Raw genomic sequence first — 25,148 nt, 5'->3', positions numbered from 1 at the left:
ATATGATTCAACTGCGGCACTTAAGGGTTTGAAGAAGAATCGCTTTCTGCGGTTCCAAAGGTTGCTGTCAAAAGGGCTGAAACGATGCGCGCATAGCCGCTTGCGCCACCATCGGTCCGCATTTCAGCCACGTCTTCAAGCGGCACATCGTGTCCGCCACCGTGCAGGCCAGCACAGATAATGCGTTGCATATCAAAGGCCGAGAGCTTACCGCTGGAAAAGCGAGCTATCAGGTCGGAAAGGTTATCTGCCTCAAAAGCAGACTCAAGCTGTGCCAGCGCACCCAGCGTCAGGCAGAGAGTCCAGTCGCGACCATCAAGTTTTGCCGCAACCTCGCCGCGATGGCGATTGACCATCATAGCGCTTCTCCGAAAGCAATCAGCCCCGCGGATTCAAGTGCGATTTCAAATGTGACTTCCGCGTCGTGGTTGCCGCCATATTCCAGAGCAACGATCTGAAACGCTCCGGTGATCGTTCCAAAATCCGGCAAAATGAACTGCCATTCCCGAATTTCGCCGTTGAAAAAGACGCTACGGATAAGAGCATCCGACACTGCATCCTTAAATATACCAGATCCGCTAACCGAAGCGCGTTGAACGCCACTTCCTGCCAGCAATTGCCGCCAGCGACCGGCGGCATCCGCGTCAGTCACATCGACGGTTTCGGCATTGAAAGCAATGCGTTTGGTGCGCAGGCCTGCACAGGTTTCAAACTGGTCTGTGCCATGCGCGATTTTCAGCAAGATATCCTTGCCGCGTTGAGCTGTCATGTTTTGCTCCTGGCTCTATCTTTTTGTTTTACGCACATCTTATCGGAAAACCGGTTCCCACTTTTCGGGATGTGCTCTAGTTTGCCGGTTCGGTCACGGCGCGATAGCGCATCGTGCCCAGATAGCTGCCAAACCCGTCTGTGTTGCGGGCTAAAACCTCGGTCAGCATAAGATTGACGACGCGATGGCCATCGAGATCGAGCGGTTCTTCGTCGAGACGGGTGGCGATGCGTCCGGCAATGTCGAGCACACGTTTGCGCCCGGCTTCGCGAGCCCATATCTGGATATTCAGGAAATGCTCGCCTCCGCGTTCGCTGGCCGTGTTCCAGTCCTTCGTCAAAGTCTCACCGAGGGTGACGTAAGGATAGGGAGTTTTAAATGGCACATGATCATAAACATGCTCGCCACCAAGCGTTTCAATGAGTTCTTCATCATTCTTCAAGGCGTCATAAAGTGCTTTCTGCAATGCTGCCGCGCCATTTTTCATTTTGATCCCCGCTTGAATCATTGATCTCACTCCGGGCGCCAGTGCGACCGATTGCAATATTTTCCTGCTGCGTAAGCTGCTTAAAACGCAACGCGCGGATGAGACCCTCGAAGGTCAATTTCATGGTGATATTCAACGTCCAACCTCGACTGCTAAGCAAGTCAGGTACCGTTTGCTTTCATCAGGGTCGTAAACCGTGCGCAAAGTGAAGATGCGCTCTCCCTTCCGAAATCGCTTATCAGAAGTGATGTCGCCTCGGTAACGCACATAAATTCGGTGCGTTAACTCAGGAAATGGGCGAACTTGCCCTCTTGGCGTACTCGATATGGGTTCTAATTTGCCCCAGACAATTGCAACCTCAGACCAAGTTTCTTTATATCCACCCATACCATCAGCAACAGGCTGCATAGTTTCCAAAGCCAGTTCTGTTTTGAACTGACTGGGATCAATCAATAGAATTTTATTCACAGAGAGATATTCCTCCAGCTGTCAACCATCTGGCCGACCAATGCGGGCAATCCTGCATTAGCGTCATCGAGCGCTGCCCGGTTCTCATAGAGATGTGCTGTCAAAGTAAGTATGGCTTGCTTGAGTGCATCTGGCACTTCAACACCAGTTTCACCAAAGCCTGCGATAAAGTCGACCTCAAGACCACAGAAGGTCTGCGCATCAGGATATTGCGCCATGTAAACACGCTGCGGACGACGCCCATGCTGAAGCATATACTCTTCCGGCTCCATGCTGATTGCAGTGCCATCGGGACGATATGCGACCACGGATGCGACCGCTTTGACCGGGTACTTGAACAGCGCCAGACGACCTGAACGCGGCCAACGATCCACACGCAGACGCCATGTCTGATCAATAAGCGCAAGCCCTGTATCTGCCTCGACCATCTCGCGCGCCGTTTTGATGATACGGCGCAGAATCTCGTCTTCGCTTTCGGTTGAAACTCGTAAAAACGCGCGTGCGTCTGCAATCGTCACCGGCTCCAGCGCCGGCGGCGTGACAAGAAACATTGTCATGTACTTTCCCCTTAAATAACTCTCAAATCAGATAGTTACGCATGGCACCCCAGAAAGAGATTCAACGCGTTCGCAAATGGAATCTAGCTGCCAAAACCGGCAGGTAGATCGTTGAAAACATCAGGCTGAGAATTTCAGAAGCTTAATGGCATCAAAGTCCTGCACACCACCGCCCACGCGTTTGGTGGTGTAGAAAAGCACATATGGCTTTGCAGAATACGGGTCGCGCAACACGCGCACGCCGATGCGATCCACGACCAGATAGCCGCGTTCAAAGTCACCAAAGGCAATCGGCGTTCCGTCAGCTTCAATATCCGACATGTGTTCGGCCTCGACAAGACCAAAACCCATCAGCGATGCCTTTTCACCAACAGCCGCAGGTGGCTGCCAAAGATAATTGCCATCGGCATCTTTGAGCTTGCGCAACACACTCTGCGTCTTGCGGTTCATCACGAAATTTGCGTTCTGGCGATAGCCAGCTTTCAGCGCATAGATGAGTTCAATCAGCTTGTCGGATGGATCGGAAGCAGGCAATGCGCCGTCGACACCAGTGGCTATGTAGCCGATCTTGCCCCACTCCCAGCTTGCATCTTCAACGGTGCTGTAGCTCAGGAAACCCATCGGCTTGTTCAGGCCATTGCCGGTGATGAAGGCAGCCCCCTCCTGTTCGGCAAAGGCTGCTTCGACTTCTTCGGCAATCCACTGTTCAACGTTAACAGCTGCGTCGTCAAGCAATGAAGACGTGGCCGCAGGCATTGCATAGATTTCCATTGTCGGGAACTGCAACTCCGCAAGCTTGGCCGAAGCGGTCTGCGGACGCGCATCAGTTTCACCAACCCAACCCGTTGCCGGTCCGCTAACAGAAAATGGCTTTTTCAACACTGCACCGGAAACCTGACGCACACTGGAAATGCCACGGATCGGTGACAGGGTGGCCAGGCGACGACCGATTTCGGTTTCAAGTTCTGCGGGCACGAGATAGCCACCATCTGGACCGGATGCATAGGAATGGGCCTTCTGCTCGATGCTCCGCATCGCCTGCTCATCACCACGACGCACATAGCCATCAAAAGCCTGCTTGTGTTCAACGTCAATGACAGGGTTGCCTTTGCCAAGCTGCGGACGCGCACTCTTCAGGACATACTGATCTAGCGCCTGCTTCTGTTCGTCGAGCGCACGGTTGATGCGATCAACCTTGTCGCGGAGCAGCACATCGACATCAGCGCTTTTTTCGATCTTTTTCAAACGCTCGTCGTTGGCATCACGGAACGCGGAGAAGGCAGTCATAAATTCATCAAAAGCTTCCGACACATCACCGTTGTTACCAAGCGCCTTCGTTTCCACGCTCTTGGTTTCGAGCGGGATTGCATGATTTTTTTCCATTTTTGGTCCTGACTAATTAAGAGACATCATCTTGCAGGCCGCGCGCATACGCTGCGCTAGTCCTGCTTCAATTGCCCGGAAAGCGTCCCGCCCGTCCTGGCCCTGTAAGGCTGCAAGTGCTGAATAGCCTTTGGCTATGACCAGACGTGCAGCAGAACGGCTTAGCCCCGCATCCCGCGTGAGCCAGCGTTCAAACTCTCTGACTGTCGGCAAATCCGCCTTGAGACTATCGATGCGTGCCTGTGGCAGCATCGGAAAAGTCACCACCGAAATTTCCCAAAGATCGGCTTCGGTTATGTGTCGCAAGCCTGTGCGCGCATCCTTGCGTGCTTTGACGGTGCGAAAGCCGATCGACAAGCCATCCAGTCCGCCAGCGCGCATCAGTTCCAGCGCTTCGCGGGCGCGTGCCACACCTTTGGCAAGTCTGCCCTCGACATAAAGCCCGCGTGTATCCTCGCGAATATCGGTCCAGACACCAATCGGTTCAGCCGCGTCGTGCTGCCAGAGCATGCGCACTCCAGACGACTTTCGCGACATCAGCGATTTCGCAAAAGCGCCTTTCTCGATAACGTCATTACCGAGATCAGGGAGACCAAAAATGCTCGCATAACCTGAAAAGCTACCATCGATTTCAACATCTTCGAGTGCCAGTGGCGCGCGCTTGGTTTCAAGTTTTGTCATTCCGGCTCCTTTGCGAAGATGGAAGACCGGGGAGCGGTGCGTGTTTTATGCGTTCAGCAAAACGCTTGAGAATGCCAAGCACCGACCAGGCGGCAAGACTTGCGGCGGTTGCGCCCATCAGCATTACTTCGGCGCGCCCCAGCAACTGTTCCAAAGACAATGCTTCGGTAATTTTCACACCTGCCGCACCGCCAAAAACCATTCCGCAGATAATGCCGACTGCAAAGCGAATGCCTGCCTCGCGCTTACCATTTGGCAGCATGTAAGCAAGCGACACGGCAGAACCCGCGACGGCCCCTGCAATCTTTGCAAACCAAACCAGCGTCGCATCAGATGTCATCACCGTTTCACTCAGATTACTCATGGCACCCTCCTTTCTGCACGCGGCTGATAACCAACCGCATCGCGTTTTTCGTCATCACTCAGGAACGAGGCTTCCGAGACGCGTCGCCACAGAGATTCACGTTCCTGCGACAGGCCTTCAATGCGATCCGTGTCATGCTCAAGCCGCAGATCGCCTCCGAAAATCGGTCCCAGCCAACAACTAAAAGCCTTGGCGGTGCGGTTAATCAACGGCAACACTGTCAGGCGGTAGAAGGCACGGTTGGCCTCGGCATAATTGGAATAGGTATTATCGCCCGGAATGCCGAGCAGCATCGGCGGCACACCGAAGGCCAAAGCGATGTCGCGAGCAGCACCATTCTTCGCCTCTATGAAATCCATATCCTGCGGGCTGTAACCCATCGCTTTCCAGTCCAGCCCACCTTCAAGCAACAGCGGACGTCCAGCACCGGAAGCCCCCGTGTAGCCTTCCTCAAGCTCGGTTTTCAGCCGATCAAACTGCTCTTCGGTCAGGTTACCGCCGTCTTTCGGCGCATAGACCAGCGCACCGGAAGGCCGCGCAGAATTATCAAGCAAAGCCTTGTTCCAGGCACCTGCCGCGTTGTGCAGATCGAGTGCCATCAAAGCTGCTTCAAGCGGAGGAAAACCATAATGGTCATCCAGCGGATGAAATAATTTCAGATGCAAACCAGCGGATGCCGCACCCGCAAGCGACACAACGCGACTTGTATTGGCTGAGCGATAGACCATCGATTGCGGCCAGCCGTCACTGGATGTTTCAAGTGTCACCCGTTCAGGCCGTAGAAGATGCAATTCGCTGCGCCCGCTTGGCAGATCAACGCGCTCGACATAGGCATTGCCTGAAATCAGCAAGTGTCCGTAAAGCCGTTCAAAGAAGCTGCTGCTGTCCAAACCACCTTGCGGCTGTGCAATAAGATCGAGCAGCGGATGCGTTTCATGTTCTGTCGTGCCTTCATAAAGCAGCCATGGCACATTGCTGGCTGCTTCGGCGATCAGCCGCACACAGCGATGCGCCACCGGATTGCGCATAAAACCTTCGCGGGCAAGCGAGGTATAATCGCGCGCAATCCAAGATGGTCCACGCTCCATATGCAGGGCCACAAAACCTTGGGCGCTCTTTTTCTCGCGCCCCGCATCAGAATATGAGGGTGCGTTCGCGACGGCTTTACGCCACGGCCAGTTCCACGCCATATATCGGCTCTCCAATGATTGTAAAATTACCCGAAACGCCGGATACGCGGCTTTCGATCAGCACCAAGCATCAGTTCTGTCAGCGCCCAGACCATGGCATCAAGACGATCTGGCGACCTTCCACTCGAAAGGCCTTCAGGTGCGAAGTCGCACATCTCGTCTTCGAGTGCTGTAAAGCGGCCAGCATGACGAACACGCCCCTGCTCATAAAGGGCAGCCACCGGCTCGGCGCGAAGCCATTTGCCCCGCGATGCACGCCGCATCAGAACCGGAACAGTTGCATCCTCTGCCGCAAGCACAGCAGCAACCATCTCGCCACCTTGATTGACTTCGGCCAGCACCGCGTCAGCCTCATATTCATGATAAAGCGCAATTGCACGCCGCGCCCATTGATGCGGCTTAGCCATGCTCATGCTTTCATCAGCCAGCACATGCGAAATGCCATTTTCGTCGATACCAGCAACACTAATCCCACAGGCATCGGACGATTTTCCCGATGAAGCAGGTGGATCAATCGCAACCAATATACGGATCAACTCAGGAGCAGACTGTTCAAAACATTGCTCAATCCGCTCACGTGACCACAAGGCTCCGGCGCGTTCTTCAATTAATTCGCCGTCGAGTTCCTGTCGTCCGAGCCGCGTACCCGCATAACGCTGATTGATCGTTTCAATAAAACCACTCGCAAGATGCTCGGCATTCTCTGATGTTCGCATATGCGTCATCGCAACCGAATTGTCGGTCATCAATGATTTCAGCAATGGAACCGCGCGCGGCGTTGTCGTCACCACCTGACGCGGAAATCTCCCCAATCGCAGGCCAAACTGCAACATATCCCATGTGGCTTGCGGATTTTTCCACTTCGCCAGTTCGTCACACCATGCGGCATCAAACTGCGGACCACGCAAACCGTCTGGGTCTTCCGACGTGTAAAGTGACGCCACTGCGCCATTCTCCCAAAGAAGCCTGCGCCGTGTCGCCTCATAACGTGGACGCGACAACCGCGAGACCGACAATATGCCAGAAGGCCCATCCACCATGACCTCACGGGCATCGGCAAACGTTTCGCCCACCAGTGCAATATGCCCGCAATGTTGCGAAGAAAAAGGTGCAAGCCCAAGTGCCATTCCCGATACCCATTCGGCCCCCGCCCGCGTCTTCCCCGATCCGCGACCACCCAGAATAAGCCATGTGCGCCAGTCGCCAGACGGTGGCAGTTGCGCATCACGCGCCCTGAGCAGCCATTCTCTGTCCACTGCTATTATCTGATTTGGCGTCAGGTCCGCGCTCCAAGATTTCCCACGCGCGAATTTCTGCAAGTTCGTCGATTCTCCGGTCTATGCGTATCAGAGTTTCTTTGACATCATCGAGGCAGACAAAGGATGCCTCGGGGTTGACCTCGGATGTTTCCGCTTCAGTTGCTAGCTCGCCAACGGTTTTCACGGCCTTAGCCAGTGCCATCAAAGCTTCCGCCTTGCCCTTGTCAGGCAATTCTTCGGCATCAATCAACTTGTTCAGTTCAGCTTGCAATCTTTGCAGGGCATTCTCGGTTACTGAAGGCTTGATAAGGGCATTCTCATCAAGACCAACTCCCTTTAACCAATGAAGATACTGTTTTTCCGAGCAGCCCATCAGCTGCACGATTTCCGCCTTGGTGATGTCGTGTTTCATTTGCAGGCGAAAAGCCAGCCTGATTTGCGCCTGACGGCGCTCGTCTATTTTTCGCGTTTTCAAGCGCATATCCGCTCAATTCACCCTCTTTCATGCAAAACCCCGAAAGCGCTCGGCTTCCGGGGTTTTGAAATTTGATAAAAGCCGGGGGTATCGAAGCCTTTATCAGCATCAGTCACACTTTTCTGACTGTATCTAATTACTAGCAAAGCACCGTTACGCCGTCAAGGACTATTTTCCTATTTATGATTTTTTTCTTGTTCGACTTTCTGCAATTCGTTTACGAATTAACATGAGTTATGGCTTTATTATCTGATATGGTTCGATGGCAGGTTCTGCTCGTCTCGCAACTTTTACGATTAAAAAGTAGAGTTCATGCGTAACAAGACTGATGAAGATTCTGAAAATACAGGGCGCAAGCCCTTCAGGGTTTCGCGCCTTATCGGCCTTGACGCATGGATCGATTCCGGCCTTTACAATCTTAGCTTTCATACACGCGAATGGTGGGAAAACATCACAATTCTCTCACGGAAATTCCGCGTTCGTGGCTTCCGGCGTTTTGTTGTCGAAATTCTGGATGAAGGCTTTACGCTGGGCGTTATTGGCTCGGTTCTGATGCTTGCTCTGGCATTACCAGCCTTTGAAGAAACCAAAAAAGACTGGCGTGCGCAAGACGATTATGCGGTCACCTTTCTCGATCGCTATGGCAATGAACTGGGACAGCGCGGCATCCTGCACCGGCAGGCAGTCCCAATCGATGAATTGCCGGATCATGTTATTAAAGCCGTTCTTGGCACCGAAGATCGCCGCTTCTTTGATCATTATGGTATCGATTTTTGGGGACTTAGCCGAGCATTGAGCCAAAACCTTCGCGCCAATGGCGTGGTTCAGGGCGGCTCAACGTTGACCCAGCAGCTTGCGAAGAACCTGTTTCTTTCCAATGAACGCACCATTGAGCGAAAGATCAAGGAAGCATTTCTGGCAATCTGGCTTGAAAACAATTTGAGCAAGAAAGAAATACTCCAGCTCTATCTTGATCGCGCCTATATGGGCGGCGGCACATTCGGGATTGCTGCAGCATCGGAATTTTATTTCGGCAAAAACGTTAAGGACGTCTCGCTGGCAGAGGCCGCTATGCTTGCGGGTCTGTTCAAAGCGCCTGCCAAATTTGCCCCGCATGTCAATCTGCCAGCAGCACGCGCCCGTGCCAATGTTGTGCTTTCAAACATGGTTGAAAGCGGCTTCATGAGCGATGGACAGGTTGCGGTTGCGCGACGCAATCCAGCCAGCATCATTGACCGCGCCAAAAATGAAAGCCCTGACTATTTCCTCGACTTCGCTTTTGATGAAGTTAAGAAAGTTGCGGGTCACCTCCCCTATCATACACTTACAGTTCGCACGACCCTGGATCGCAATCTGCAAAAGGCCGCCGAAGATTCGCTGGAGTTCTACCTTCGTCAGAACGGAAAAGAATACAATGTCTCTGAAGCTGCCACAGTGGTGATCGCCAATGATGGTTCAGTACGCGCCCTTGTGGGTGGCCGCGATTATGGTCAAAGCCAGTTCAACCGCGCAACCAAAGCTCTGCGTCAGGCTGGGTCATCTTTCAAGCCCTATGTCTATGCAGCTGCTATGGAAAAGGGACTGACGCCCAATACCATTGTTTCCGATGCACCCGTCAGCTGGGGGAACTGGGCACCTCGCAATTATGGTCGCAGCTTTGCCGGTCGCGTCGATCTGACGACAGCACTTGTAAGATCACTCAACTCAGTTCCAGTTCGTCTTGCCAAGGATCATCTGACAACCGCACCCATTGTTGCGCTCGCGAAAGCTATGGGTGTGGAATCAAACATTTCCTCACATAAAACCATGGTACTCGGCACCTCTGAAATGACGGTGATGGATCAGGCGACCGGCTTTAACGTGTTTCCCAATGGCGGGATGGCTGGCAATCGCCATGCTTTCACCCAGATTGTTTCGTCCGAAGGCAAAGTCTTGTGGGACTATTCACGCGATGCACCAAAGCCGCACCGGGCATTGTCTGAAAAAGCAGCCTTCGAGATGAATTCGATGCTGGTGCAAGTGCCGGAACGCGGCACAGCGCGTCGCGCGGCATTGCCGATGACACGCGTTGGCGGCAAAACCGGCACAACACAGAACTATCGTGACGCATGGTTTGTTGGCTTTACCGGGAATTTCACAGCAGCTGTCTGGTTTGGTAACGATAATTTCACACCGATGAAGGAACTAACCGGCGGCGTGCTCCCTGCAATGGCGTGGCAGCGGATGATGAATTATGCTCATCAGAACATCGAATTAAAGCCAATTCCCGGTATCACGCCCGCCTTCCCGGCGCCTGCCAAATCAACCGAACCGAAAGTGGCGGCAACAGACAAGCCAGAAGAAGCCATGTCGGCAGCTCCACGCGTGCTGTCGCCCGTTGCTACCAAAACGCTTAAAGAGCTGAGCGACGCTTTGCGCAATGCACCGCCGGTTCCAGCTCTTGCAGTACGCAATAAAGTATCGGTACTCTGAGATCAGAATGCTGAAAACAATCCTCAAAGTCATTACGGTACTCGTTATTGCGCTTGGCGGCGGCATATGGGCAACCGATTATGCGTTGGATCATTTCGATGGCTTCGGTGAGTTGCAGCTCGGCGCATGGAATGCTTATCCAGCTGCTGGAACCACAGAGGCAGACCCTTATTCGAAAGCCCGCGCAGCGCGCAAAGCCTATCTCGCACTTGGCACCGCCGAAGGCCTCCCCTTTTATGCGCGCCGGGATAGCAACGGACGCGAATTACGACGGGGATGCAGCTATAGCTTGAGCGGTTTCACTCCTTCTGCACGGTTCTGGACACTTTATCCCGCCAATACCGATCTTGAACCGATAAAACCACGCGCGGGTTTGCAACCAGCCTTGCACTCGCGCGAGGTGCTGTATGAACACGACGGCAGCGTGAAAATTACCATCAGCCCCGACGCCAGCCCTGATAACTGGTTACCCGTGGAAGACGCAGGCAATTTTGTGTTGGTCATGACACTCTATGATACGCCCGCCGCCAGTTCTTCCGGTCTGGTTGATCTTGTTATGCCGCGCATCACGCCCCTAGCGAACACGGAGGCGTGCCGTGACTAAAGTCCTGCGCCTGCTTCTTCTTGGTGTGGTTGGTGCGGCGATTGTGCATATCGCCGTCTTGCTGCTGGTGCCCTTTTATTCGAGCAAAAACGCATGGTCACATCTCGAAACGCTCGGTGACGCCTATCGCTTCCATGTGCTCTCCGATACATCCGGCCTTGTAAGTGACCAGGACCCTTTAATGGAGCAGGCTGCGTGCCGGTTCGATTTGACGGATGGCCCTGTGCATATCACGACGAAAGGTAACCTGCCCTTCTGGTCGCTCTCCATTTATGCACCAAATGGCGACAATCTTTACAGTTTGAATGATAGTGTCGCCGGTGACCGACAGCTCGATCTGATTATTGCTGATCCAATCGGTATTGCTGCGCTGCGCTCAGAAGGCATTCAGAATGATGGTCGGTCGATCATTATCGAACAGGATATTAGCGAAGGTGCAGTTGTTCTACGCAGCTTCGTTCCTGATGAAAGTTGGACCCAGCAGCTGCAAAGTTTCTTCAATCAAGCGCGTTGTTCAACTTATGAGGCAAGTTAACTGTCTCAAAACAGATGCTTTCTCGCGCACGGTTAATGAGTTGCTAAGGCTTCATAATTATTATCCATTACGCCGACATGCGGCAGGCCGCGTTCATAGTTTTTGCCTACCGGAGTACCCTGCGTGACAAACGATCAGTTCCGCGTTCTGGAAGAGATTTCAGGCAATCGGAACCAGTCAAATTCGAGAGCTGATGGCAGCAAAGCGGACGACCTTCTGGTCGCTGCAATAGCTGCGTTTGCCTCTTTGACGCGCCCCGGCAGACAAGACGCCCATCAGCTTGAAGATCTCGCATTCCCGCTTCTTGATCGCGCCACTTTGCGTGGCAAACGACAAGCAGCCAATGCGATTGCACAAATCGAAGATGCGCCGCGTCGTCTGGTCCTCGCTCTGGCTAATGAGCCTGTTGAAATATCTGCGCCGGTTTTACTACGCTCGGCAGCTTTAAGGCCTCAAGACCTTCTCGATATTATCAGCAAAAATGGACTTGCGCATGCCCGTGCCATCGCACGCAGGCAGTCGGGCGACCCTCTGCTCAAAGGTGTGTTGCGCAGCTTCAATGATGCCGTGATCGACCGTCTGCTTGCTTTACAAGAGAACCTTGCTGGCATTGAAACAGGGAAGTCGGTCAGCTTTTCGGATGTCAATGAGGATGAACGCGCGGGCGAAGAAGCACCACAAGTCTCTTTTTTCAATCCCGGCGCGCTTGCGACACCGGAACACCTGATTGATACAGCGCTTCTGATTGATGATCAGATTTTCCGCACTGCTCTCGCTGATTCGCTGGATGTGTCTTTTGATCGTGCCGATCGTATCATCGGAAAATGGCCGGACTCACATCTGCCGATAGCCTTGCGCGCGCTCGGCATGTCGGCATCCGAATGTTTCATGATTATGTCGGCAGTCCTCGGACCAGTTGCCGCTGATCGTGATGGCTTGCGCGAATTTATTCATATCTATCGTTCAATTGATCAGGAAAAAGCTGTCATGCTCGTCCGTCGCTGGAAAGCTGACGACATGTCAAAAGCATTGCGCAGCAAATTGCGCGAGATGGTTACGGCTGCGGATGTCGATTCTGCCTCTATTCGAAGCAGCCTATAAGTCGTCCAAAGCGACTGAGAAAAGATTGGTCGGATCGGCTACATCTTCCAACTCGATCAACCAGAGATCAGGATCAAAACGGGTTTCCCGCTCCATCCGCTCACTGACTTTAAGATCATCGACATTATGAAGAATACGCAAAAACATGCGTTCACCATCGCTATCTTCTTCATAGGAAGTCTGCGGCGCGGGTGAATAAAGGTCGCAGGTGCCCAAGCGTGAGCTGACCTTGATGAAAATCGCCCCCGCTTCCTTAGAGCCGCGCCGCGCCAAATAAGCAAAGCCGCCGTTCCCCTGCACTTTGCGGAGCAGTGCAGAAACCCAGAAATCCGATGTCAGGCGCATAGCTTATCCCGTATCAGCTGATCAGGCCAATTTCGCGCATTTTAGAAATCAACGCAGCATCAACTTCGCCAGTTACAGGCAGTTTGAACAGTTTCTGAAACTCGCGAATAGCATCCTGTGTCGATTTGCCAGGAACACCGTCAACGCTGACCATTTCATTGCCAAACGCCTTAAGGCCAGCCTGAACGCGGACGATATCCTGCGAAGAAATTTTTGCCTGCGGTTGGAATGCCGCCAATTCAACTGGCTGCTTCTTGGGCTGCGCGGGTTTTCTTTCCAGAGATGCCAGATCAGGCGCACGCTTTGCAGATGTTTCGACCTTTTGAATTCCAGGCTGAGGCCGTGGTGTTGGCACAGCTGTATCTATCAGCTTCGCGACATCATCTTCTTTCGGAGCTGTAACTGCACCGCTTTGCGCCGGCGCTCCGACTTTTTTCTGTAATGCCTGCCAGCGCTCAATAGCTTCACGCGTCTGCGGACCTGTAAAGCCGTCAACAGCGCCTTGATAGATACCGAGCGTCAGCAATCGTTGCTGCAGACGAGCAATTTCAACATCTGCATTGGGTGCGAGTGCGGGCAACATTTCATCGATTGAGCCGGTTAGCTGCAAGCGATCCGGCGAAATCTCGGCTGTTTCTCTCTGACTTTGTGTTAGCGTTTCAACAGGCTGAACGTTCGCTGACGCTTCCTGCTTATGGTCAGGAGCGGTTCCGGGCAGATAGGCGCGTGGCGTCGCCTTGAAGACAAAGTCCTTACGGGTTTTGAAGAAGACAGCATTATGTGCTTCAGGCTGATACCAAAGCGCATTCGCCGAAACAAAGCCCATAACGACTGCAAAAGCCGTTGCGCCTCCAGTCAGCACAGGGTTGCGCACGATAAAGTTGCCAGCGAACATCGCTAGCGCCGAAGCCGAACTGAAAAAGACTTGAAGCAGACGACGTCCGAGACTAGGCCGTTTTGCGGGCTTGCGCGTCGATCCGCGTCTTGCTCTGTTCACGGTTTTCGTCTTTGTGCCACTCATTGTTCCGTTCTCCCTGGTGACGGTGCATATCGATGACCGTGCCAAGTTGCTGTTGGTCTTCTTCTCCCAAAGAATCCTGATCAAATAGTTTCTGCGGGCCTGCAACCGGCAGATGAACAGTCACAACTGTTCCTTCGCCCACACAGCTTTTAATATTCATTGAGCCCTGATGCAGCTCTACCAATCCCCGGACCACCGAAAGGCCAAGGCCTGTTCCCTCTTGCGCGCGCGTATATTGATTATCTGCTCGCACGAATGGCGATCCGATGCGCTGCATATCTTCCGGCTCAATGCCAATTCCTGTATCTGCAACAACGATTTCGAGCTGCGGTCGCCCATCAATCACAACGCGCGATGCATCAATGGTGACGCAACCACCCGACGGCGTGAACTTCACAGCATTGGCTGCCAGATTGAGTAAAACCTGCTGAACCGCACGGCGATCTGCGACCACATCACCGGTCGTCGTATTCACACGATGGCAGAAAGCGATGCCCTTCTTTTCGGCCTGTGGCAGCATAACCGACGCGCACAAATCAGCGGCTTCGCGGAAAGCAAAGCTCTGCGGTTCAATCCGATAAGTGCCGGTTTCAAGCTTGGAATTATCGAGAACGGAGTTGACCAGCTCCAACAAATAGTGACCAGACTTATGGATAAGCCCCGCATATTCGCGCTGCTTTTCATCCTGCAACTGGCAGCCCATTTCATGCGTAAGCATATCCGAGAAACCGATGATCGAATTAAGCGGGGTACGCAGCTCATGGCTGACGGTTGCCAGCAGACGACCCTTGCCAATACGTTCTGCTTCAAGCTCAGCTTTCAATGCTGTAATTTCTTCAAGCAGCCGATGCTCACCTTCCAGCGAACGCCCAACCAGCGTGATCATGCCATTCTTTGCAAAACCTTCCATGCGGAATGACAAGAAAACAGTATTGCCGTCTTCAACTGTGCGAAGGCGCACATCGGCAGGACGCGCGTTACGACCAGAGCGTAGTTCAGCAAGCAAAGAAACATATTGGACGCGATCAGCGACGTGAACGCGGTCAAGCAATGCAACGCCTTCCAACATTGCAGGCTGAACACCAAGAGATGCCGCGGACGCACTTTCGATTTCGAAAACAATACCTTCAGCGTCGAGTGTCATCACAATGTCACCAGCCGCTACAACAGGCTTTGGCGAAACTTCTGGTACCGAAACCACCACTGTTCGAACCGTTGAACTCCGAGCAATAAGGCTTGTTATGTAGACGAGAGAAATGATGAGTGCAGCGGACGACATGCTCGCGACAGAAAGACCAGCAGCACCGAAAATGAGAGCCGTCGCACCAACAGCTGCGAGTGCCGCAAGTGGTTTACGGCTAACCAGCCATGCTTCGAATGGAAAGGCTGCCGCCATCACCCAGAGCACGATGCTACTGCCATTGGTAAGTGCTGCGATTGTGCCAAGACCAGCGCCGTATGCGGCAAAATTCAGCGTTCCAAGAACAGCAGCATTGACGCCCATCAGGCTCAAAGCGCAGAATATCATCGCAACGCCGGCGAAACTTGCTGCGAGTACGGCGAATGTCGCAAAGTCATTTGCAATACCCGATGCACAAACTGTTATAAACAGCAGCACCGGCAAAAGCATGAACGAACCAACGATGCGAATCGCAGAAGCATCTGAACGATCTGTCCAGCGCTGGCAAAAACGTTCATAAAAACGCGCAAGCGCCTGAACTTTCGTGCCTGCTTTCTCCGCTGCGTTCAAAAGAATGGCGCTCAACTTGCCTTACTCACTCAATACTCGTTCGGCACATCCATCAGGGATTGGCCTGTTGATAGCAGAATGCAGCCGAGGCTTTAAAGAAACGATAAAACAAAGCCGCGATGAGCGGATTGATGCGAAATCTGACAGTCTCGAGCCAGAGTTTTCCCACTATGGTAAACAGAAGGTGGATGAAACAGATGCTATGCCGAACCGCTTAGCCGTGAAGTGACACTCGAAACCTTTGATTCTCTCGGTTACGGAATCTTTTCAATTTTAGTGAAGAATGTTTTTGCCAATCCCGGCCAACACATTCGAGAGCAATGATCCGTTTTCTCATCAAATCCGCAATCTGGCTGTCGCTGGCATTTATGATAATGCCGCACTTTTTCCCTGCGAATGACGAAAACACACCAGCTCAGAAACCAGTTAGTGCAGCATCCAAGACTGAACCGGACCAAATCGACCAGCTGCTTTCAAATGGAAAAACCGCGCTGGAACTCGGCAAGCTCTGCGTAAACAACCCTTCACTGTGCGAAAACGGCGCATCTTTTCTGTCCAATGCCGCAAGCGGCGCAATGGAACGCACTGGCGGTGTGCTTGAATATCTAAGTGACCGTTTTGGCACAAAGCCCGCAACCGCAACATCAACCTTGCCAGAACCTGCGGTTCAGCCAGCGCAGCATGCGATTTCGAAAATCCCGGTCCCTACTCCCCGCGCTGAAGTGCTTCGGGCACTTGATCGCTCAACAACGGGCGCAATTCCCTCGCACAATTGATGGTTTGGGGTGACGTTCGCGCGCTTTGTCCTTATATAGACAAGCGAACAGTGACCCAACTTGAGCAGATAGCATGACCACGACAATCGACAGCATCATTTCCGACTTCGAATTTCTCGACGATTGGGAAGATCGCTATCGCTATGTGATTGATCTCGGGAAAGAACTCCCCGCCTATCCCGACGATGCTCGCGATGCTGCGCACAAAGTTCAGGGTTGTGTTAGTCAGGTCTGGCTCAAAACCATTCCGCATGAAGGTTCTGACCCGATTATTGATTTCCTTGGTGATTCCGACGCGCATATCGTGCGTGGTCTGGTAGCCATCGTGCTCGCCTTTTATTCGGGGCGCAAAGCATCCGAAATCGTGGCATCTGACCCGGAAGAGGTTCTCAAGAAGCTGGGTTTGGATGAACATCTGACACCGCAGCGCTCCAATGGTTTGCGCTCGATGGTGGCGCGTATCCGTCGCGATGCAGAGGCACTCAAAGCATCAGCTTAATAGTTTTTCGACAGAAAGTGCGGCGGCGAGCAATTCCTTATCCGCGCTGTTGCGCGCCGTTAGCATAAGCCCAACTGGCATTCCAGTTACCGGCATTGGCAGCGTTATACTGCAAAGATCGAACTGGTTAGCGATCTGCGTGTTACGCAAGAGTAGGTCTTCAACGCGCTCATACGCGACAGGATCGTCAATAACTGACGCAATGGTCGGTGCAACGATTGGCGTTGTCGGCGTCACCAAGAAATCTATACCTGCAAGCCGCCGATTCATTTCAGCAATCAATCTTTGCCGTGTCTGCATAAGGCTGTGATAGTCTTTTTCGGACACTTTCAGACGTTTTGCGAGTGTATGTTTCACACGTTCGTCGACGTTGGCGTCAGGATCTTTCAACCATGTATCCGCATGGATATGGCTCGCTTCAAGGGCCGCAATCGAGCCAATGGAAGCAGCCTTCCGTAATTCAAGAATGAGATCATTCAACTCAAATGAAACGATCCGAGCCCCCGCCTCCTGAAGCATCTTAAGGCTGCGCTTGAAAGCATCACAAACGTCCGAGTCCATATCGGCAAGCAGCATACCCTCCGGCAAGCCAACCGTTAATGTGTCCAAAGCCCTTGGTACTGGTAAAACTGACTCATCTCCCGCCATTACCGAATCTGCAAGAATACAATCCGCGACCGTTTGGGCGATTGGGCCAATCGAATCAAGCGAAGGTGCCAATGGAAAAACACCACGCAGCGGAATTCGATTTGCAGTGGGTTTGAAGCCAACCAGCCCGTTCAGGGCGGCGGGAATCCGCACTGATCCGCCCGTGTCGGACCCGATAGCGATCTCACTTGTGCCTTCTGCGACCGAGACAGCTGCCCCTGAGGATGAACCACCCGGCACATAGTGCGGATCAATTGCATTTGCAGGCACGCCATAATGCGGGTTTAAGCCCACGGCGGTAAACGCAAATTCAGTCATATGCGTTTTGCCAATAATGACTGCACCCGCTGCCCTTAAACGCTCGACGATTACGGCGTCTTCGCTCGCGACCGCAGCAGTTCTGCGTACAATAGAGCCAGCGAGTGTCGGCTCGCCTTTGTTATCGAACAAGTCTTTGATCGAAATGATCCGACCATCCAGCGGACCAACAAGTCGCCCAAGATTACGACGCTCGTCAGACGCGCTAGCTTCTGTAGTGGCTGCGCTAGCATAAATGCGGCTGAAAACGCGCTCGCTGCTGATGCGTGTCTCCAACTTTGATAAAATCTCTTCAAGCTTATCGCGAGTCCTGAACATATTTCCCCCGTCAGAATGACTTTGTTATTCAAACTGTTGACGGGGTCAATGCGGTGAAAACGCATCGCAGCAATCAATTTTGCCGTGGACGTGCTGCCGGGCGATAATCCTCTGCACCCCAGTGAACAATACCCGTGGAGCGGGGTTCCTTGCCTAAATGCGGATTATAATGCCGATGCAACATCGAAAGCCCCATTTTGAGCAACATTTTGCCGGAACGAACTGGCCATTGGCGCTCGCGCTCCACGAGTTCCAACCCCTTTAAGAAGCAACAAACATCGATAAGCACGCCGCTTAGTTCAGGTCCAACGGCTTCTAAAGCGCGCTCAACACGCATCCGGCTTGCCAGCGCGATATCTGTAAATTCAGCCATACCTCCCGGTCCCGAACGGGCGGAATTACCAACGCCTACATCCCATCGCGCTGAAATCGAAGGCATCATAGAACCCCGGGTGAAATCTGATCGCAACCGTTCACCTGCCCGAAACTCATCCTCAGAAATAAAGCTTATACCTGCACCATTGCGAAGCCTGAAAAGCTTCGCCAACGGCGATTCAGACGGGTTAATTTCAACCCTCTCACCATATTCAAGCTCTATAGTTTCAGTTTTACGCGCGGTAGCTGACTTTTTCTCCGAATTTTTTCGTGCTTGAGACGCAAGTTCAAGCCGACCATTGTTGCAAATCAAAACGCCACGCTTTCGCATCGCATCCAGCTCGTTACGCGTTGCCGCAATTGTACCGTGATCAGCTACAAGCAAAACATGGGTTTCGCGTACAGAATCCTGGACTTCGCATCCACCTTGTTTCAAAAAACGGATGATTCTTGCTTCGGACGTCGAATACATTTCACTCAAGCTGCCATCCTCCAATCCGAGAATCCAACGTTTACGAGTTTTTCCAATGCGGAAACCACCGCATCGTAATCCGGGTCATCTCGCCGATCCTCAACGAGATGGCATGCATACATGACCGTCGTGCGCTCCCGAGAAAAGCCAACTGCCACCTCACCCATCACCATACCGAAAGAGGTGTGAGCTAAGTACATCCCCAATTGTCGAACCTGTGCAACTTCCCGTCTGCACCGCATAGGTGAACGCAACTCAGTACCGCTAACACCAAAGTAAGCGGACAACATATCTATCAGTGCTTCGCAGATTTCGACGTTCTTTTCGTGACGCCTGCGCCCCAGAACCGGACCAGAATTATCCAGTTTCAGTGTTCGTCCGTGTCGCGCTGCAATGACCTTTAAAGCCTCAACAGCTTCTGCGCGGGTATGGATGATATCCGGAGTTTTCAGAGACATTCATCTTTCCTCACTGTTATAGGAATATCTTCTTATAATGAGGATTATGCAAGCGGGGATAAGTTTATTGAATCATCGTTTGGATCGGATATCCACTGATTTTATTAAAATCTAGGAATTTTATCCACACCTGTGGAGCTTCCGTCATTGTGTCGTCAGAAACACGCAACGGACGAAAGATGCAAAATGGAAATCGCCCTTCGAAAAACTTGCAATGAATTTATTGCTACGCGCAATGAAGAAAAATTAGGAGCGATGCAGCGTGCAGCGCTCCAGATCATAGCGGGTATCGATATGGATACGCTGCTCAACGCTTCAAAAGATAAGAAAAATCAAGCTGAAACCAAACTTATCCGCCTTATTGAACGGGAACGCCTAAAAGGCATCAAAGGCCATTGGAGCTATGACCTTAATAGGCATATTGCTTTAAAGCAGGCTCTCGACAGGCTACAGGGCAGAACGATGACTACGCGATCAAGAAACAAACCAAAGCATGTTGCTTATTTTCGGTAATTCAAACGACATAGCTGAACTGGAGCATTTCCAGATTTCGCTGGATCATTAGAAATGCTCTATCGCTTTGTTCTTTACGCGTATCTTGCTCCAAAAACCGTTTCACCCTTTTCGGGATGCGCTCTAAAATAAAATAGCCCGACACACCGTGCCGGGCTATGATCGACTTGTCTTCATAACAAGACAAGCGTCCGATAAAACTATCGGATCAATTATGCGTCCTTAGGCTTACGACCAAGCCCCATCTTCTTTGCAAGGCGCGAACGTGCAGCAGCATAGTTCGGAGCAACCATTGGATAGTTAGGATCGAGGTCCCACTTTTCGCGGTACTGTTCAGGAGACATGCTATAATGAGTCATCAGGTGGCGCTTGAGCGACTTGAATTTCTTACCGTCTTCAAGGCAGATAATGTAATCGTCATGAACCGACTTCTTCGGGTTTACAGCCGGCTTTGGCTTTTCAACGACAACAGGTGCCTCTTCACGAACAACATTGCTCTTAAAAGCAGAATGTACTTCGGAAATCAGCAGAGGCAGTTCACTTGCGCGAATAGAATTATTTCCAACATAAGCGGCAACAACTTCAGCAGTCAGGCTGAGCAGCAATTCTGCGCTCTCGTCGTAAATTTCAGGGTTTTCCATTTCTTTTCCTTTATCGTCGATCTTTATATCAGGCAGGTCGCAGCGTTCGAAAAACTGTATGCGATCTGCGCAAATTCTTAATCACTGCCCAACATTAGCCCGCATCGCAGATAACAATGAATAGTGGGATTTGCAATAGAGCTGTCAAAACACTTTACATTAAAAGAACTATTTTCTTCTTGTTTTAACAAATACAATGCACTCAAACGAGCAACTGAAATGTCAAAATGACTGCCACATCTTACACAGCTCTCTCAGACGCACCGCAATCTATTCGCAAAATGTGGGGTAAACGATAGATTGTCTGTAGAATTCCCTTAGTTTACACGACAAACTTAAGCAACCGTTTTTTTGAGACAAGTCTTTTAACGCCAGCTAAAACAACCATCTTTTGTTGAGCAAATTCATGAATAATGACTGAGGCAGCAAAAAGGCAAATCTCAAATATATTTTATACAAATAAACTCGTATCCGATTCTTCCCACAACTATATATGAGACATAGCTTTGAAAGCTGATCATGCACACAAAAGATTTACCAGTTTATTGAGCGACGTACATCAAAATCAGACTATATACGCCAGAAGACGAATTTTTGACGTCGTTTTATCAAAGGGAAACTCTTAGGCTTTCCATGTCCAAGGGCAATCAAGAGATCTTTCGCTAAGCCAGTAATGAACAATTTGAACTTCTAAAATGCAATGCTCCAAATACAGGAGGAAACAATGTCTAATTCAACTGATCAGACCCGGCATCTGAAAGTTATTAAAACCGATGCAGAATGGCGTGAACAACTCACACCCATTCAATACCAGATCACCCGCCAGCACGGGACCGAGCGCGCCTTCTCCAGCCCGAATTTTGATAGCTCACTTCATGGAACGTATCGCTGCGTGTGCTGCGATAAGCCGCTTTATAAGTCGGAAACGAAATACGAGTCTGGAACAGGTTGGCCTAGCTTTTACCAACCTATCGAACCAGATGCAGTTTTCGCAGTTGAAGATCATTCCTATGGCATGAATCGCACAGAGATCCGCTGTTCAGATTGCGACGCACATCTCGGACATGTGTTTCCCGATGGCCCGCCGCCCACAGGTCTGCGTTACTGCATGAATGGCAACGCACTGGTGTTTGATCAGGATTAATTCTTGTGTTTCACGGTCCGGACCGGCACAACGGTTCGGACTGATTTCATTCGCTTTTTACTGGATTTTACATGCCACAGGATACTCATTTTCCTCAGCCACCAAAAGCACCAAAGCAACCTGCGAGCGACACACGCCACGGCATCACACGCATTGATGACTATGCCTGGCTCCGAGCGGACAACTGGCAGGAAGTGTTCAAAGACCCATCTGTTCTGGCGCCCGAAATCCGCGAGCATCTGGAGGCGGAAAACGCATATCAGACCGCTTTGATGCAAGACACAGACGCACTTCAGAAGCAGCTTTTTTCCGAGATGCGTGGTCGCATCAAGGAGGACGATTCATCCATTCCTTCAAAAGATGGTCCTTATGCCTACGGCGCATCCTTCCGGACCGGCGGCGAGCAGCCTTATTTCATTCGCACCCCACGCGATGGCGGTCCTGAGACCATTCTGCTCGATGGCGACAAGGAGGCGGAGGACAAAGCCTATTTCCGTCTCGCATCCGCTGATCACTCCCCCGATCACAATCGTTTGATCTGGGGCTATGACGACAAGGGATCTGAATTTTACAAACTCAGAGTTCGCGATCTCGAAAAAATGTCGGATCTCGAAGATGTCCTTACGGATACCAATGGCGGCGGCAGCTGGGATGCAAACAGCAAAGGCTTTTTCTATACTTTGCTTGATGAAAACCACCGCCCGTCCAAAGTCTTCTATCATCTGATCGGTACCGATCAGTCGCAGGACAAGCTGATCTTTGAAGAGAAAGACCCTGGTTTCTTTGTTGGAATCAGCGGTTCTTCACTCGATGATTTCATCTTCATCGACATTCACGACCATGAGACATCTGAATCCTGGTTGTTGCCGGCCAACGATCCATCTGCAAAACCGCTGCTGATCATGGCTCGTAAAACAGGCGTCGAATACGATATTGCACCCGGTGGTGATGAATTCTTTATTCTGACGAACATCGACGGTGCCAAAGACTTCAAGATCATGCGCGCACCTGCATCCGCACCGCAGCCGGAAAACTGGGAAGAGCTCGTCGCCCATGTTCCTGGACGCCTGATCCTGTCACATGGTGCTTATAAAAATCATCTCGTCTGGATGGAGCGCGATAACGGCCTGCCGCGTATCGTGATCCGCGACCGCAAGTCCGGCGAACAGCACGCCATTGCATTCGATGAAGAAGCCTATTCGCTCGGTCTGCACGGCAGCGCAGAATATGACACGGATGTAATCCGCTTCTCTTATTCTTCGATGACCACGCCTGAGCAGCTTTTCGACTACAATATGAACACGCGCGAGCGTGTGCTGCTCAAAACGCAGGAAGTTCCTTCAGGCCATACCATTTCAGATTATGTCACGCGTCGTGTTCTGGCACCTGCCAAAGATGGTGAACTGGTGCCCGTATCGCTGATCTATCACAAAGACACGAAGCTCGATGGATCGGCACCGTGCCTGCTTTATGGTTACGGTTCCTATGGCATGAGCATGCCTGCAAGCTTCAGCACATCACGACTATCTCTGGTTGACCGAGGCTTCGTGTATGCCATCGCGCATATTCGCGGCGGCAAGGATAAAGGCTTCGCATGGTACGAAAACGGCAAGCGGGAAAAAAAGACGAACACGTTTACGGATTTTATCGCTGCTGCAAAACACCTCGTTACCGAGGGCTTCACCAGCCACGATCGTATCGTTGCACATGGCGGTTCGGCAGGCGGGATGCTGATGGGCGCGATTGCCAATCTTGCACCGGAAGCCTTTGGCGGCATCATCGCTGAAGTACCATTTGTCGATGTTCTCAACACGATGCTCGATGATACTTTGCCTCTCACGCCACCAGAATGGCCGGAATGGGGCAATCCTATAGCCTCGGAAGCTGATTATCGCACGATCGCGGCTTACTCGCCTTACGACAATGTAACGGCTCAAGCCTATCCGCGCATTCTGGCGGTTGCAGGTCTGACAGATCCTCGCGTTACATATTGGGAGCCTGCCAAGTGGGTTGCCAAGCTGCGTGAACTAAAAACCGATGATCATCCGGTGCTTTTCCGCATCAATATGGATGCGGGCCATGCTGGTGCATCGGGCCGGTTTTCCCGGCTCGAAGAAGTGGCATACACCTATGCTTTTGCGCTCAAAGCAGTCGGAAAAGCATAGCAAGGTCGGCTTACGAACGCTCCCGGCAATTCAATTGCCGGGAATTTTCATTGGGCTTATATTATTTAAATCAACAGACGCGGAGATCAGATCATGCATCGTGCAGTTTTAACCGCTCTTATCGCTTTTCCTTTGTTGGCGCCCGTAACACTTGCTCAGGCACAGGTTCGCAAAAACGTCAGCGAATTTGCCGGGCAACGCTGCAACACGCCCCCGCGCGGCAGTGGTGTTATTGTTGGCCAATTCAGTGGTGTGGACGATTCTCCGTTCGTCAGCAGTGATGGATTGGTACCTGTTGATCGCTTCCGCTGTTTCCAGACCATGTCTGAATGCAAAGGCTGGCTCTATACGATGCAAAGCAAATACACCAATGCCGGACTGCCGACTGTCGTTCGCTGCACCAAACGCTAATCAGCGATTGGACGGATAGCCGTTTGAATGCGCCGGGATCGCCTTAAGATAGGCTGCAATTGCCTCCCGATCCGCCTCGCTTATCTGTGCCATGTTGGTAATAACATCAGTCATTGAACCGCCGAGTGAATCAAAATCTGGCGTAAAACCGCTTTGAAGCGCATATGCAATGTCGTTCGCGCTCCAGTCACCAATACCGCCCTCACCCGAGGTGATATTGGGCACAATGCCTTTGCGACCATCGCTGCCGGTTTCCGGTGAAAGCGCCCCTGCCATCCATTGCTTTGTGTCCAGCCCACCAATGGCATTACGGGGTGTATGACACTCCGCGCAATGCCCCAGCGCTTCGGTGAGATATTGACCGCGCTTGACCTGATCAGATGCATTGGCCAGTTCGACGACGGGCTTATCAGAAAGATAAAGCTGTTTCCAAAGCCCGAGACCACGTCGAATATTGAATGGAAAGGCAAGTTTATGCGACGCCGCGACATTGTCCGATTCTGGCAACGTTTTCATGTAGACAAACAAATCGGCGACATCTTGCGGCTTCATCTTAGCGTAAGATGTGTATGGAAATGACGGATAAAGATGCTCTCCAGCCCGCCCCGTCCCTTCCAGCATTGCATTGGCAAAGTCGTGTAAGGTCCAGTTACCAATACCCTGTTCTGATGGCGAGATATTTGGCGCAATGAATGTGCCAAAATCTGATGCCAGTTCATGTCCGCCAGCAAGAACTTTACGCGCATCGCCCGTCGCGCCCGGGGCGGCATGGCATGAAGCACAGCCACCTGCCCAGAAAATCTGCTCGCCATTCGTTGCGTCACCCGGTTGTAGAGATGCAATCACAGACTGATCAACTGTCTGAGGCGTTGTCAGCACCCAGAAAGCAGCAGCACCCAGGATAACGACGGCACCAGCAACATATGCGAGTTTTCGGACCATAATGTTG

Annotated in this window: 31 protein-coding genes; 11 read left to right on the top strand and 20 right to left on the bottom strand. The window is 51.8% G+C overall.

Going from position 1 to position 25,148, the window contains the following annotated elements; translation table 11 throughout:
- Nucleotides 1–20: 20 nt before the first annotated feature.
- The 12 genes from RI570_RS09525 to RI570_RS09470 all read right to left on the bottom strand — a co-directional run bounded on the left by RI570_RS09525 (nt 21) and on the right by RI570_RS09470 (nt 7,570).
- Entirely contained in the window at nt 21–359 is a 339-nt protein-coding gene (locus RI570_RS09525; RefSeq protein ID WP_313828188.1) for a gene transfer agent family protein, read from the bottom strand.
- Complete coding sequence (locus RI570_RS09520; protein WP_313828187.1) at nt 356–769, bottom strand: phage major tail protein, TP901-1 family; 414 nt, start codon at nt 767–769, stop codon at nt 356–358. The genes RI570_RS09525 and RI570_RS09520 overlap by 4 nt, the downstream gene beginning before the upstream one ends.
- A gap of 76 nt (nt 770–845) precedes the next feature.
- A complete protein-coding gene (locus tag RI570_RS09515) occupies nt 846–1,256 on the bottom strand; it encodes a DUF3168 domain-containing protein (protein ID WP_313828186.1) in 411 nt (136 codons plus the stop codon).
- Nucleotides 1,216–1,380, bottom strand: coding sequence for a hypothetical protein (locus tag RI570_RS09510; protein WP_313828185.1), 165 nt, complete (start codon nt 1,378–1,380; stop codon nt 1,216–1,218). Before RI570_RS09510 ends, RI570_RS09515 begins: the two co-directional genes overlap by 41 nt.
- Before the next feature lie 8 nt (nt 1,381–1,388).
- Nucleotides 1,389–1,724: a phage head closure protein gene (locus RI570_RS09505; protein WP_313828183.1), complete on the bottom strand. Its 336-nt coding sequence runs from the start codon at nt 1,722–1,724 to the stop codon at nt 1,389–1,391.
- Complete coding sequence (locus RI570_RS09500; protein WP_313828182.1) at nt 1,721–2,281, bottom strand: head-tail connector protein; 561 nt, start codon at nt 2,279–2,281, stop codon at nt 1,721–1,723. Before RI570_RS09500 ends, RI570_RS09505 begins: the two co-directional genes overlap by 4 nt.
- Before the next feature lie 120 nt (nt 2,282–2,401).
- Entirely contained in the window at nt 2,402–3,664 is a 1,263-nt protein-coding gene (locus RI570_RS09495; RefSeq protein WP_313828181.1) for a phage major capsid protein, read from the bottom strand.
- Nucleotides 3,665–3,676: 12 nt separating this feature from the next.
- Entirely contained in the window at nt 3,677–4,345 is a 669-nt protein-coding gene (locus RI570_RS09490; protein WP_313828180.1) for an HK97 family phage prohead protease, read from the bottom strand.
- Nucleotides 4,332–4,709, bottom strand: a complete 378-nt coding sequence (locus RI570_RS09485) for a DUF6107 family protein (RefSeq protein WP_313828179.1) — start codon at nt 4,707–4,709, stop codon at nt 4,332–4,334. Before RI570_RS09485 ends, RI570_RS09490 begins: the two co-directional genes overlap by 14 nt.
- Nucleotides 4,706–5,899 carry a phage portal protein gene (locus tag RI570_RS09480; protein ID WP_313828178.1) on the bottom strand — a complete coding sequence of 398 codons (1,194 nt, stop codon included), beginning with the start codon at nt 5,897–5,899 and terminating at the stop codon, nt 4,706–4,708. The genes RI570_RS09485 and RI570_RS09480 overlap by 4 nt, the downstream gene beginning before the upstream one ends.
- A 26-nt stretch (nt 5,900–5,925) precedes the next feature.
- Nucleotides 5,926–7,161, bottom strand: coding sequence for a terminase large subunit domain-containing protein (locus RI570_RS09475; protein WP_313828608.1), 1,236 nt, complete (start codon nt 7,159–7,161; stop codon nt 5,926–5,928).
- Nucleotides 7,124–7,570 carry a hypothetical protein gene (locus RI570_RS09470; RefSeq protein WP_313828177.1) on the bottom strand — a complete coding sequence of 149 codons (447 nt, stop codon included), beginning with the start codon at nt 7,568–7,570 and terminating at the stop codon, nt 7,124–7,126. The genes RI570_RS09475 and RI570_RS09470 overlap by 38 nt, the downstream gene beginning before the upstream one ends.
- 375 nt (nt 7,571–7,945) lie before the next feature.
- Here RI570_RS09470 and RI570_RS09465 point away from each other — a divergent pair, with 375 nt between their 5' ends.
- The 4 genes from RI570_RS09465 (at nt 7,946) to RI570_RS09450 (ending at nt 12,345) form a co-directional block, all read left to right on the top strand.
- Entirely contained in the window at nt 7,946–10,105 is a 2,160-nt protein-coding gene (locus RI570_RS09465; protein WP_313828176.1) for a penicillin-binding protein 1A, read from the top strand.
- A 7-nt stretch (nt 10,106–10,112) separates the two neighbouring features.
- Nucleotides 10,113–10,709, top strand: coding sequence for a DUF1214 domain-containing protein (locus RI570_RS09460; protein ID WP_313828175.1), 597 nt, complete (start codon nt 10,113–10,115; stop codon nt 10,707–10,709).
- Entirely contained in the window at nt 10,702–11,244 is a 543-nt protein-coding gene (locus tag RI570_RS09455; RefSeq protein ID WP_313828174.1) for a hypothetical protein, read from the top strand. The genes RI570_RS09460 and RI570_RS09455 overlap by 8 nt, the downstream gene beginning before the upstream one ends.
- Before the next feature lie 123 nt (nt 11,245–11,367).
- The gene (locus RI570_RS09450) at nt 11,368–12,345 is read left to right on the top strand and encodes a DUF2336 domain-containing protein (protein WP_313828173.1); all 978 of its coding nucleotides are present in this window, start codon (nt 11,368–11,370) and stop codon (nt 12,343–12,345) included.
- Here the strand turns inward: RI570_RS09450 and RI570_RS09445 are convergent.
- The 3 genes from RI570_RS09445 to RI570_RS09435 are packed head-to-tail and all read right to left on the bottom strand — an operon-like array spanning nt 12,340 to nt 15,476.
- The gene (locus tag RI570_RS09445; protein ID WP_313828172.1) at nt 12,340–12,690 is read right to left on the bottom strand and encodes a DUF1491 family protein; all 351 of its coding nucleotides are present in this window, start codon (nt 12,688–12,690) and stop codon (nt 12,340–12,342) included. The two genes, RI570_RS09450 and RI570_RS09445, sit on opposite strands and share 6 nt — an antisense overlap.
- A gap of 13 nt (nt 12,691–12,703) precedes the next feature.
- A complete protein-coding gene (locus RI570_RS09440; RefSeq protein WP_313828171.1) occupies nt 12,704–13,711 on the bottom strand; it encodes a peptidoglycan-binding domain-containing protein in 1,008 nt (335 codons plus the stop codon).
- On the bottom strand, nt 13,638–15,476 hold the full coding sequence (locus tag RI570_RS09435; RefSeq protein WP_313828170.1) for a HAMP domain-containing sensor histidine kinase: 1,839 nt from the start codon (nt 15,474–15,476) through the stop codon (nt 13,638–13,640). The genes RI570_RS09440 and RI570_RS09435 overlap by 74 nt, the downstream gene beginning before the upstream one ends.
- Here RI570_RS09435 and RI570_RS09430 point away from each other — a divergent pair.
- The 3 genes from RI570_RS09430 to RI570_RS09420 all read left to right on the top strand — a co-directional run bounded on the left by RI570_RS09430 (nt 15,466) and on the right by RI570_RS09420 (nt 16,736).
- Nucleotides 15,466–15,690 (top strand): hypothetical protein, encoded by a 225-nt coding sequence (locus RI570_RS09430; protein WP_313828169.1) that lies wholly within the window; start codon nt 15,466–15,468, stop codon nt 15,688–15,690. The genes RI570_RS09435 and RI570_RS09430 overlap by 11 nt on opposite strands.
- 91 nt (nt 15,691–15,781) lie before the next feature.
- Nucleotides 15,782–16,237 carry a hypothetical protein gene (locus RI570_RS09425; protein ID WP_313828168.1) on the top strand — a complete coding sequence of 152 codons (456 nt, stop codon included), beginning with the start codon at nt 15,782–15,784 and terminating at the stop codon, nt 16,235–16,237.
- A 73-nt stretch (nt 16,238–16,310) separates the two neighbouring features.
- Nucleotides 16,311–16,736, top strand: a complete 426-nt coding sequence (locus tag RI570_RS09420) for a SufE family protein (protein ID WP_250042735.1) — start codon at nt 16,311–16,313, stop codon at nt 16,734–16,736.
- Here the strand turns inward: RI570_RS09420 and RI570_RS09415 are convergent.
- From RI570_RS09415 to RI570_RS09405, 3 genes are all read right to left on the bottom strand, one after another.
- Nucleotides 16,728–18,020 carry an amidase gene (locus RI570_RS09415; RefSeq protein ID WP_313828167.1) on the bottom strand — a complete coding sequence of 431 codons (1,293 nt, stop codon included), beginning with the start codon at nt 18,018–18,020 and terminating at the stop codon, nt 16,728–16,730. The genes RI570_RS09420 and RI570_RS09415 overlap by 9 nt on opposite strands.
- 73 nt (nt 18,021–18,093) lie before the next feature.
- Nucleotides 18,094–18,876 carry a DUF6456 domain-containing protein gene (locus tag RI570_RS09410; RefSeq protein WP_313828165.1) on the bottom strand — a complete coding sequence of 261 codons (783 nt, stop codon included), beginning with the start codon at nt 18,874–18,876 and terminating at the stop codon, nt 18,094–18,096.
- Complete coding sequence (locus RI570_RS09405) at nt 18,873–19,325, bottom strand: helix-turn-helix domain-containing protein (protein ID WP_409558633.1); 453 nt, start codon at nt 19,323–19,325, stop codon at nt 18,873–18,875. Before RI570_RS09405 ends, RI570_RS09410 begins: the two co-directional genes overlap by 4 nt.
- A 186-nt stretch (nt 19,326–19,511) precedes the next feature.
- Between RI570_RS09405 and RI570_RS09400 the strand changes: the two genes are divergently transcribed.
- Nucleotides 19,512–19,838, top strand: a complete 327-nt coding sequence (locus tag RI570_RS09400; protein ID WP_313828164.1) for a cytoplasmic protein — start codon at nt 19,512–19,514, stop codon at nt 19,836–19,838.
- Between the two features lie 212 nt (nt 19,839–20,050).
- On the opposite strand, the gene RI570_RS09395 is transcribed toward RI570_RS09400, so the two are convergent.
- The gene (locus tag RI570_RS09395; protein ID WP_310010701.1) at nt 20,051–20,479 is read right to left on the bottom strand and encodes a MucR family transcriptional regulator; all 429 of its coding nucleotides are present in this window, start codon (nt 20,477–20,479) and stop codon (nt 20,051–20,053) included.
- A gap of 724 nt (nt 20,480–21,203) precedes the next feature.
- On the opposite strand from RI570_RS09395, the gene msrB reads away from it, so the two are divergent.
- From msrB to RI570_RS09380, 3 genes are all read left to right on the top strand, one after another.
- Nucleotides 21,204–21,623, top strand: coding sequence for a peptide-methionine (R)-S-oxide reductase MsrB (gene msrB / locus RI570_RS09390; RefSeq protein WP_313828160.1), 420 nt, complete (start codon nt 21,204–21,206; stop codon nt 21,621–21,623).
- A 71-nt stretch (nt 21,624–21,694) separates the two neighbouring features.
- On the top strand, nt 21,695–23,788 hold the full coding sequence (locus RI570_RS09385) for a S9 family peptidase (RefSeq protein ID WP_313828159.1): 2,094 nt from the start codon (nt 21,695–21,697) through the stop codon (nt 23,786–23,788).
- 93 nt (nt 23,789–23,881) lie between these two features.
- A complete protein-coding gene (locus tag RI570_RS09380; protein WP_313828158.1) occupies nt 23,882–24,199 on the top strand; it encodes a hypothetical protein in 318 nt (105 codons plus the stop codon).
- Here the strand turns inward: RI570_RS09380 and RI570_RS09375 are convergent, their stop codons facing one another.
- Nucleotides 24,200–25,141: a cytochrome c gene (locus RI570_RS09375; protein WP_313828156.1), complete on the bottom strand. Its 942-nt coding sequence runs from the start codon at nt 25,139–25,141 to the stop codon at nt 24,200–24,202.
- Nucleotides 25,142–25,148 lie beyond the last annotated feature (7 nt).

Source organism: Brucella pseudogrignonensis (assembly GCF_032190615.1).
GTDB classification, from domain to species: Bacteria; Pseudomonadota; Alphaproteobacteria; order Rhizobiales; family Rhizobiaceae; genus Brucella; species Brucella pseudogrignonensis_B.
Note: the sequence above shows the minus strand (reverse complement) of the source record. Positions and strands in the feature narration are given on the sequence as shown.

Excerpts from the sequence above, each read along its gene's own strand:
- RI570_RS09470 (WP_313828177.1), bottom strand. The coding sequence starts at position 7,570 with ATGAAACACGACATCACCAAGGCGGAAATCGTGCAGCTGATGGGCTGC.
- RI570_RS09380 (WP_313828158.1), top strand. The coding sequence starts at position 23,882 with ATGCATCGTGCAGTTTTAACCGCTCTTATCGCTTTTCCTTTGTTGGCG.
- RI570_RS09460 (WP_313828175.1), top strand. The coding sequence starts at position 10,113 with ATGCTGAAAACAATCCTCAAAGTCATTACGGTACTCGTTATTGCGCTT.
- RI570_RS09395 (WP_310010701.1), bottom strand. The coding sequence starts at position 20,479 with ATGGAAAACCCTGAAATTTACGACGAGAGCGCAGAATTGCTGCTCAGC.
- RI570_RS09525 (WP_313828188.1), bottom strand. The coding sequence starts at position 359 with ATGATGGTCAATCGCCATCGCGGCGAGGTTGCGGCAAAACTTGATGGT.
- RI570_RS09465 (WP_313828176.1), top strand. The coding sequence starts at position 7,946 with ATGCGTAACAAGACTGATGAAGATTCTGAAAATACAGGGCGCAAGCCC.
- RI570_RS09485 (WP_313828179.1), bottom strand. The coding sequence starts at position 4,709 with ATGAGTAATCTGAGTGAAACGGTGATGACATCTGATGCGACGCTGGTT.
- RI570_RS09440 (WP_313828171.1), bottom strand. The coding sequence starts at position 13,711 with ATGAGTGGCACAAAGACGAAAACCGTGAACAGAGCAAGACGCGGATCG.
- RI570_RS09520 (WP_313828187.1), bottom strand. The coding sequence starts at position 769 with ATGACAGCTCAACGCGGCAAGGATATCTTGCTGAAAATCGCGCATGGC.
- RI570_RS09420 (WP_250042735.1), top strand. The coding sequence starts at position 16,311 with ATGACCACGACAATCGACAGCATCATTTCCGACTTCGAATTTCTCGAC.
- RI570_RS09430 (WP_313828169.1), top strand. The coding sequence starts at position 15,466 with ATGGCGCTCAACTTGCCTTACTCACTCAATACTCGTTCGGCACATCCA.
- RI570_RS09445 (WP_313828172.1), bottom strand. The coding sequence starts at position 12,690 with ATGCGCCTGACATCGGATTTCTGGGTTTCTGCACTGCTCCGCAAAGTG.
- RI570_RS09495 (WP_313828181.1), bottom strand. The coding sequence starts at position 3,664 with ATGGAAAAAAATCATGCAATCCCGCTCGAAACCAAGAGCGTGGAAACG.
- RI570_RS09415 (WP_313828167.1), bottom strand. The coding sequence starts at position 18,020 with ATGTTCAGGACTCGCGATAAGCTTGAAGAGATTTTATCAAAGTTGGAG.
- RI570_RS09510 (WP_313828185.1), bottom strand. The coding sequence starts at position 1,380 with ATGAAATTGACCTTCGAGGGTCTCATCCGCGCGTTGCGTTTTAAGCAG.
- RI570_RS09375 (WP_313828156.1), bottom strand. The coding sequence starts at position 25,141 with ATGGTCCGAAAACTCGCATATGTTGCTGGTGCCGTCGTTATCCTGGGT.
- RI570_RS09405 (WP_409558633.1), bottom strand. The coding sequence starts at position 19,325 with ATGTCTCTGAAAACTCCGGATATCATCCATACCCGCGCAGAAGCTGTT.
- RI570_RS09515 (WP_313828186.1), bottom strand. The coding sequence starts at position 1,256 with ATGAAAAATGGCGCGGCAGCATTGCAGAAAGCACTTTATGACGCCTTG.
- RI570_RS09425 (WP_313828168.1), top strand. The coding sequence starts at position 15,782 with ATGATCCGTTTTCTCATCAAATCCGCAATCTGGCTGTCGCTGGCATTT.
- RI570_RS09480 (WP_313828178.1), bottom strand. The coding sequence starts at position 5,899 with ATGGCGTGGAACTGGCCGTGGCGTAAAGCCGTCGCGAACGCACCCTCA.
- RI570_RS09400 (WP_313828164.1), top strand. The coding sequence starts at position 19,512 with ATGGAAATCGCCCTTCGAAAAACTTGCAATGAATTTATTGCTACGCGC.
- RI570_RS09385 (WP_313828159.1), top strand. The coding sequence starts at position 21,695 with ATGCCACAGGATACTCATTTTCCTCAGCCACCAAAAGCACCAAAGCAA.
- msrB (WP_313828160.1), top strand. The coding sequence starts at position 21,204 with ATGTCTAATTCAACTGATCAGACCCGGCATCTGAAAGTTATTAAAACC.
- RI570_RS09490 (WP_313828180.1), bottom strand. The coding sequence starts at position 4,345 with ATGACAAAACTTGAAACCAAGCGCGCGCCACTGGCACTCGAAGATGTT.
- RI570_RS09500 (WP_313828182.1), bottom strand. The coding sequence starts at position 2,281 with ATGACAATGTTTCTTGTCACGCCGCCGGCGCTGGAGCCGGTGACGATT.